Origin of the sequence: Nocardioides ureilyticus, from assembly GCF_051280745.1 — a bacterium.
GTDB lineage: Bacteria > Actinomycetota > Actinomycetes > Propionibacteriales > Nocardioidaceae > Nocardioides.
The window spans coordinates 1-7770 of the sequence record NZ_JBNCOG010000062.1; the positions used below are offsets into that span (position 1 = coordinate 1).

The 7770-nt window shown below is 75.8% G+C and carries 7 protein-coding genes, 1 tRNA gene and 1 other RNA gene; 1 reads left to right on the forward strand and 8 read right to left on the reverse strand.

Annotation, left to right across the window (positions count from 1 at the left end):
• Both ACSMHG_RS19310 and ffs read right to left on the reverse strand, forming a co-directional pair.
• Positions 1–1883: DNA polymerase III subunit gamma and tau (locus ACSMHG_RS19310; RefSeq protein ID WP_435748176.1), on the reverse strand; the 1883-nt coding region annotated here is incomplete at its 3' end.
• A gap of 76 nt (positions 1884–1959) precedes the next feature.
• An RNA gene (gene ffs / locus ACSMHG_RS19315) (signal recognition particle sRNA small type) lies at positions 1960–2050 on the reverse strand.
• 127 nt (positions 2051–2177) lie between these two features.
• Here ffs and ACSMHG_RS19320 point away from each other — a divergent pair.
• Positions 2178–2266, forward strand: a tRNA-Ser gene (locus ACSMHG_RS19320).
• 81 nt (positions 2267–2347) lie between these two features.
• On the opposite strand, the gene ACSMHG_RS19325 is transcribed toward ACSMHG_RS19320, so the two are convergent.
• The 6 genes from ACSMHG_RS19325 to ACSMHG_RS19350 all read right to left on the reverse strand — a co-directional run.
• On the reverse strand, positions 2348–3658 hold the full coding sequence (locus ACSMHG_RS19325) for a S8 family serine peptidase (RefSeq protein ID WP_435748178.1): 1311 nt from the start codon (positions 3656–3658) through the stop codon (positions 2348–2350).
• Positions 3655–5103 carry a type VII secretion protein EccB gene (locus ACSMHG_RS19330; protein WP_435748180.1) on the reverse strand — a complete coding sequence of 483 codons (1449 nt, stop codon included), beginning with the start codon at positions 5101–5103 and terminating at the stop codon, positions 3655–3657. Before ACSMHG_RS19330 ends, ACSMHG_RS19325 begins: the two co-directional genes overlap by 4 nt.
• A gap of 5 nt (positions 5104–5108) precedes the next feature.
• Positions 5109–6461 (reverse strand): type VII secretion integral membrane protein EccD, encoded by a 1353-nt coding sequence (gene eccD / locus ACSMHG_RS19335; RefSeq protein WP_435748182.1) that lies wholly within the window; start codon positions 6459–6461, stop codon positions 5109–5111.
• 134 nt (positions 6462–6595) lie between these two features.
• A complete protein-coding gene (locus ACSMHG_RS19340; protein WP_435748184.1) occupies positions 6596–6892 on the reverse strand; it encodes a WXG100 family type VII secretion target in 297 nt (98 codons plus the stop codon).
• A gap of 51 nt (positions 6893–6943) precedes the next feature.
• Positions 6944–7258 carry a WXG100 family type VII secretion target gene (locus ACSMHG_RS19345; protein WP_435748186.1) on the reverse strand — a complete coding sequence of 105 codons (315 nt, stop codon included), beginning with the start codon at positions 7256–7258 and terminating at the stop codon, positions 6944–6946.
• A 188-nt stretch (positions 7259–7446) separates the two neighbouring features.
• Positions 7447–7770 (reverse strand): hypothetical protein (locus ACSMHG_RS19350; protein WP_435748188.1); only part of this gene is annotated, 324 nt, incomplete at its 5' end.

Consider the following 7770-nt stretch of genomic DNA (forward strand, 5'->3'; position numbering starts at 1 on the left):
CGACGGATGGCGTCGGTGGCGGGGCGGGGCGACGACCAGTCGGGCGGGGGCGTCGGGGCGGCCGCCGGGGGCGGCGGCGGGGCGTCGGCGCGCGCGCCCGGGTCGACGATGGTCTCGATCCGCCAGTCGGCGCCGACGACGTCGATGGCCGCCTGCCGGACCACCTCGGCGCTGCCGCCGTTGTCGAAGGAGTCGCGGGCACCGGCGTTGATGAAGCCGAGGGTGAGCGTCTTGGCGTCGACGGCGACCACCTGGGCGTTCTGGGTCAGGTGGATCCAGGTGACCCGACGGCGCAGCTTGGTGGCCTCGACGATGTCGGGCCAGAGCCGCCGGACGTCGACCAGGGTCAGGCCGCCCGGCCCGGGGGTCTCCGGCGCCGGAGCGGCCGCTGGGGGTGCGTCCGGAACCGGAGCCGCCGGAGCCGCCGCCGGGGCCGCCGGCTCGGGCTGGGGCTCCTGCTCGGGTTGGGCCTCCTGCTCGCGCGGGGCCAGGTGTGGCTGGGGCCGCCGGTCCGGCACCGCCTCGGGCGCGGCAGCCGGCTGGCCGACAGTGTCGGCCGTCCGCTCCGGCGCGGGGTCCGGTGACGGCTCCGGTGACGTGTCCGGCGAGGGGGCCGGCGAGGGGGCCGGCGAGGGAGCGGACGGCACCTCGGTGGCGGAGGGTCGCTCGACCGGCGGGACCGAGGGCCGCGGCGCCGCGGCGCTCGGCGTACCGGTGATGGAGACCCGCTTCTCCAGCCGGTCGAGGCGGGCGGCGAGCCCGTCGACGCCGTCATCGGCCCCGGGCAGCAGCACGCGCGCGCACACCAGCTCGAGGAGCAGCCGGGGCGCGGTGGCGCCGCGCATCTCGGTCAGCCCCCTGGCGACCAGGTCCGCGGCGCGGGTGAGATCGTGCGCGCCGAACCGCGCCGCCTGGGCGACCAGCCGCTCGCCCTGGTCCTCGGAGACGTCGATGAGCCCGGTCGCCGGGGCATCGGGCACCGCCGCGACGATGACCAGGTCGCGCAGGCGCCGCAGGAGGTCCTCGGTGAACCGGCGCGGGTCCTGGCCGGTCTCGATCACCTTGTCGACGACACCGAAGACGGCGGCCCCGTCACCCGCGGCGAAGGCGTCGACGACCTCGTCGAGGAGCGTGTCCGGCGTGTATCCGAGGAGGCCGGTCGCCAGCTGGTGGGTCACGCCCTGGGGGCCCGCACCGCCGAGCAGCTGGTCGAGGACCGAGAGCGTGTCCCGCGCCGAGCCGGCACCGGCGCGGACGACGAGCGGGAGGGCGGCCGGCTCGATGGCCACGCCCTCCTTCTCGCACAGCTCGGAGAGGTACGACGAGAGCAGCCGCGGCGGGATCAGCCGGAACGGGTAGTGGTGCGTCCGGGAGCGGATCGTCGGGAGCACCTTGTCCGGCTCGGTGGTGGCGAAGATGAAGCGCAGGTGCGGCGGCGGCTCCTCGACCAGCTTCAGCAGGGCGTTGAAGCCCTGCGTGGTAACCATGTGGGCCTCGTCGATGATGTAGACCTTGTAGCGGCTCCGGACGGGGGCGAAGAAGGCCTTCTCCCGCAGGTCGCGCGCGTCGTCGACACCGCCGTGCGACGCCGCGTCGATCTCGATGACGTCGATGGACCCGGGGCCTCCGCGGGCGAGGTCGCGGCAGCTGTCGCACTGGCCGCAGGGGTCGGCGACCGGTGCGAGCTCGCAGTTGAGCGCCCGGGCCAGGATCCGCGCCGAGGTGGTCTTGCCGCACCCGCGCGGACCGGAGAAGAGGTAGGCGTGGTTCACCCGGTTGTTGGCCAGCGCGGCGCGCAGCGGCTCGGTGACGTGGTCCTGGCCGATGACCTCACGGAACGTCTCCGGCCGGTAGCGGCGGTACAGCGCGAGGGGTGACTCCACGCCAGAACAGTAACCACCGGCACCGACAACCGGGAGGCCGCGGCACGGACGAGGGCGCCGAGGGCCCCAGGAACGCGAAGGCCCCCCGTGCACCCGACAGAGCTCGCTTGCCCTTGCTGCCTTCCGGCCCTGGGGGAGTTGGGCGAGGTGCCGCCGCACGGGGGGTTGCCACGAGTGTAGGTGAGGCGTCGGGCGGCACCAACCCGAGTCCGCACCCGACCGGTCCGGGTCCGGCCGGGCCGCCAGCCCGGCCAGATTTCACCGGCACCGATGCCGACCGGTACGCTCCTCCGCGGAGGATTCGCCTAGTGGCCTATGGCGCTCGCTTGGAAAGCGGGTTGGGTTAACAGCCCTCAGGGGTTCGAATCCCCTATCCTCCGCCACCACCTCGGACGGCGTCGCGCGGCAGCCCCGCGCGGCGCCGTTCGTCGTACGACGCTCGTCGCCGCCGGGCGAGCAACGGCTCAGCGCCGCCGGGCGAGCAACGGCCGCAGCACCCACGCGAGCGCCAGTGCGCCGCCTCCCAGCAGGCCCCACCACACCACCTGGTCGCGGGCGCCGGCCAGCACGTCCGCCTGCTCGGGGACCGCCGTGGCCGGGCCGACGGCCGGTGCCGCGCCACGGAGGCGGGCGAGCCGTCCACCGGCGTCCGGGCCGAGCGGGCGGACGATCGCCTCGTAGGGCTGCACGACGCCGGCCCCGGACAGCACGGTGCGCACGCCCGGCGTTCCGCTGGCGGTCGCGACCAGGCGGGCGACGACCTGCTCCGCGGTCTCCTCCGGGTGCGCCGAGCGCACCAGCGCGACCACCGCGCTCACCTCGGCCGCGGCCCAGGACGTGTGCAGGTGCGGGAGGCCGCAGGTCCCGCCGTCGACGCCGTAGGAGACGGCGCCGAAGACCGGCGCAGCAACGTCGACGTCGCTGTTGGGCAGCACCGCACCTCTCGCGTCCGGCTCGCCGCTCCCGTCGGCGGTCGCGGTCACCGCGACGACACCCGGGTACGCCGCGGGGAACACCTTGCCGCGCACGTCCTCGCCCGGCCCGCCGTCGCCCTCGTCCCCCCCAGCCGCCAGCACGGCGTGCAGCGGGTCGGTCTCGTCGGTGGGCCGGTTCCCGCTCGCCGCGACCACCACGACGTCCGCCGCCACCAGCCGCTGCACCGCGCGGCGCACCCGGGGGTCGTCGGTCATCGCCAGCGACACGTTGACGACGCCGATCCCGAGGTCGTCGGCACGGTCGGCGACCCACGCGAGCCCCGCGGCCACCCTCGCCGGCTCCACGCCGACCTGGCTGTCGTCGGCGGGCGGTGCGGCGTCGTACACCTTGATGTCCACGAGCTCCGAGCCCCACGCGATCCCGACCGGCAGGTCGCGCTCGCGGGGCGGTCCGGCCACCAGGCCCGCGACCGCCGTGCCGTGCTGGTCGACCACGGCGGGGGCCGGCGTGAGGACGTGGCGGGCGACGACCGGCAGCCCGGCGGCCACGGCCCGCGGCGCGATGCCCGAGTCGACGACCGCCACCGCCACGCCCTCCCCGGGCTCGCGGCCGCGCTGGGCGAACCAGTCGTGCGCCACCCGGACGTTGATCAGCTCCAGCGGCCGGCTCGGGTCGGCGGTGACCGCCGGGTCGACCGCGTCGGCCGCGATGCCCGTGCAGTCCAGCGCGTCCCCGTGGGCCGGCGCCGGCACGAGCAGCACGCCCGCCGCCGCACCAGCCGCCAGGCCAGCCGTCAGCGCGGCTGCGGCACGGCGCCGGCGCGGGCGCGGGCGCGTCATGTGCACGGCTGACCGGACGTCGTGCGGACCGGCGGGCAGAGGGCCGCGTCGACCGAGAGCGGCACCCCCTCCTCGAACAGCTCGATCCAGGGGTCGGGGACGACGGGCGGCTCCACGTCGCCGTAGCCCAGCCGCTCGGCGGCCTCCGCCCCCACGAGCGGGTAGACCGCACCCCTGGGGTCGAGGAGGTACGGCGAGCCGACCGCGCCGCCGTCCCAGCCGGCGGCCAGCGCGTAGGAGCCGCGGCCCGGGTCCACCGACCGGTCCACGAGGCGGGGACCCACCGCGGCCGCCTCGACCGAAGCCGCACCGACAGGATCGGTGCCGATGACCACCACCGGCGCCTCGTCCGGGGAGGTGACCAGCACGGCGCAGTGCTCGCCGGTCACCGGGCTCAGGGCGTCCTCGGGCCAGCTCGCCGCGGCGTACGCCGGCGTGGCCTGCCGCAGCTGGGGGTCGCCCGAGGTCTCGAGCAGCTCGGGCCGGAAGCCGGCGGGGCGCTCGCTGTGCTCGTAGACGGCCTGCGCGAACGCGGTGAGCCGCACGGGTCCCGCCTCGGTCAGCAGCAGCCGGATGCCGCCGGAGTCGTAGACGTCGCCGATCCGGGCGTCGGCGGGCAGCCCGTCGCGCCCGGCGTCGGGCGAAGGCCCACCGAGGTCGCCGAGGGCGAAGGAGCCGAGCTCCAGCGCTCCCCCGGACGGGAAGAGGGTCAGCCACTGCTCGGGCACCCGCACCGCCTCGCGCCGGATCGGCAGGCCGATGCGCTGCAGCAGCAGGTCGTTGCCGGGGGCGGGCGGCAGCTCGTAGGCGTGCGCGCGGGTGGACCCGTCGGGGCCGGGCACGCCGGACTGGGCGATGACGTAGTGGCGGGCCCCGGTACGGACGAGCAGGCCGGCGCCCGGTGCGGGCCGCACGCGCTGCTCGGTGGAGACGTCGACCTTCACGCCGCGCCGGTCCGCGGTGCACGCCGTCCACCCCGTCTGCAGCAGCAGCTCGGGCTCGGGCACCGTGGCCGGCGCGTCGAGGATGCCGATGTCCTCGCCGATGGCGTACCGGTCGATCTCGTCCTGCTCGACGACGTTCGGCTCGGGCTCCGCGCCCAGGATGAGCTGGGCCGAGGTGATGTTGATGACCGGGCGCAGCACCGGGTCGTCGCTGTCCTCGTCACCACCGTCGTCGCCGGCGAGGACGACGTACGCCGCACCGCGCTCCTTGGAGACCACCAGGCCGCCCTCGGTCCAGTCGCTCGGGGCGCGCGGGCTGAGCACCGACGCGATCGCCGCCCCGGCGAGGAGCAGGATCGACAGGGCCAGCCCGCCGACCACCGTGCGGCCGGGCCGGGTGGGCTCGACCTCGCGGCCTCCGGGGGCGCCCGAGACGAACGCCGTGACGAGGCGCCGGCGGCTGAAGGCGTGGGCCTCGACGAGGTCCTTCTTGGTCGCCATCGCGGCTATCCGCGGACGGCGGTGAAGACGCCGGTCGCCAGGACGGCGAGCGGGAGCAGGGCCAAGAGGGAGACCGACTCCGCCACGTCACCGAGGCGGCCGCGGCGCAGCGAGCCCTCCGTGGGCACGAGCGTCAGGGCGAGCACCGCAGCACCGGTCACGGCGAGGACCACGGCGACCGTCGGTCGCCAGTCGGGGTGCAGCCACAGCAGGGACGCCGCCACGGCCAGCAGCCCGGCCACGCCGGAGACCAGGCCGGTGAGGACCTCGGACCCGGTGCGGTACTGCCGCGTCCGCAGCATCACCACGAGGCACGCGACCGCGGCCAGCAGCGTGCCGGCCAGCCCCAGGTCGACCGCGAGGGGGGCCGCCACCACCAGCAGCAGGCCGACGGTGCCGGAGATCGCGACCAGGATCTCGTGGGCGGTCCGGGCATCGGCCCGGACCTGCTCGGCATCGACCTCGGCGGGCTCGGCGGTGATGTCGGCCAAGGTGTAGAGCTGCTCGACGTCGGTCCTCGTGGCCCCGAGAGCCAGCCAGGGGAAGACGCTGCCGGCCAGGACCACGAGGACGAGGGCGGTGGTGAGCACGACGCGGTGGTCGACCCCGGCCGCGTCGACCACCAGGCCGGTCACCGCGAGCACGGCGCCCACGACAGCGGGTGGGAGGAGGAGGGCGCGTCCCTCGGCCACGCCGACCAGGCCGACCAGCGCGGCGAGGACCGCACCGCCGCCGGCGGCCGCCAGGGGCAGCCCGAACAGGACGCCGTCGGTCACCAGCAGCAGGCCGGCCACCGCCGCGTAGCCCGCGGCCATCCAGCCGACCGCGACCGCCGCCTCGGTCTCCCGTTGCGCCCGGGAGAGCACCACCGCGCCCGCCACGAGGCTCAGCGCCACCGTGGCGGCGGCGACGCCGGCCACGAGCGAGCCGCGCTGGACGAGGAGGGCCACGGCGCCGAGCGCCATCAGCAGCCCCGCCGTCACGAGGGCCGTCCGCCGGCCGGAGGCCGGGTCCCACGGCTCGAGGTCCCGCTCGACCACGTCGGTCATCGCCTCGACCACGTCGTCGTAGACCCGCGGCGGCTCGTCGTCGACGCCGGCCGAGACGGTGAGCAGCCCGCCGTCCTCGACGCCTTGGATGGTGAGTCCGGCATCAGCGGCCAGCTCGCGGCCCTCGGCCGTCACGACCCGGTAGCCACCGTGGACGACGGCCGCGTCGAGGAGGCCGACGCTGCGCGCCAGCTCGGGGACGAGCTCGGCGACGGGCACGGCACCGGGAAGCACCAGGTCGACCCGCCGGGTGCCGGAGGAGACCGTCACGCGGACCAGGCCCGAAGTCGTCGGTGGCGCCTGGTTCATCGTCCCTCCTCGCGGGGCTCGCCGGTCGGCCGCGCGCATGCTATCCCCGCGCAGGCGGCACGACGGAGGGACGGCGGAGGGGCCGGCGCACCAGGCACCGACCCCTCCGGTGTCGTCGCGGACCGCGGGACCCCTCAGATCTCGAACGCCGCGGCGCCGCGGCGGTCCGCAGCGGCGTAGTCGGCGTTGGACTGGCTCACGGTCCGGCTGGTCTCGTCGAGGAGGTTCCGCATCTCGAGGATCGCGGTGTCCCACTTGCTCTTCGCGACGTGGTAGGCGTTCTGCGCCTGGCCGTCCCAGTCGCTGCGCAGCGCGGAGAGCTCGTTCTCCAGGCGGTTCATGCGGTCGTCGATCTGCTTCACGGTGGTGTGGAGGTCAGCGGCGGCCTGGTCGAGGCCGGCGTGGTTGATGCGGATGCCGTCGAGGTTCATGTCGCTTCTCCCGGTGGGGTGGCTGGTCTGGTGGCTGGTGTGGTCGCCGGGTCAGCTGAGCCGGCTCGACAGCCGGGCCATGCCGCTGCCCTGGTCCTGGTCGGTGGCGACGTTGTCGCGCTCGGTGCGCTGCAGCGACGCCTCGAACTCGTTGAGCGCGCTGACGATCACCTGCTGCTTCTCGGTCCACGCCTGGTGCAGCGCGAAGAAGGCCGCGCCACCCTGGCCGACCCACTGGTTGCGCATGCCCTGGATCTGACCGTCGAGCGTCCTCGCCATCCGGTCGAAGTCGGCCTTGGCCTCGGCGACCATGCCGGCCGCCCTCGACAGTGTCTGCTCGCCCTGCCCGTACATGCCCTGCGTCATGTCGCTGTCTCCTTGTCATCAGCGGCACGACGCCGCCGTCGGGGTGGTTCCGCGGGGAATCCTTCCGAGGGGTGACCCTCGTGTACACACCTCGACTCCCCGGACGGGCCGGGTCCTGCTGCGAGGCCCGGCCGCCGCGGAGCCAGCCGGCCAGGCAGCGATCTACCCCGCGGCCTCGAAGGCAAACCTCAGTACGTCTTTTCCCACAGGGCACGGAAGAGGCCGGCAGCGACCACCAGCGAGGCGACCGTCACCGAGCCGCAGAGACCCTCGAGGACCTCGGCCCGCCGTGACCACCAGGCCGACCGCCAGCCCCGGCCGGTGGCGACCGCCACGACGACCACCAGGACGCCGGCCGCGATCCCGCTCGCGGCGACCGCGGCGCCGACGGTCCCGCCGAGCGCGTCGACCAGCTCCAGCGCCAGGGCCGCGAGGCAGCCGAGCCCGGCCGTGCGGAGCAGCGCGCGCGCCGCCCGGTGCCGGTAGCTGCGGGCAGCCAGGAGCAGGGCGGC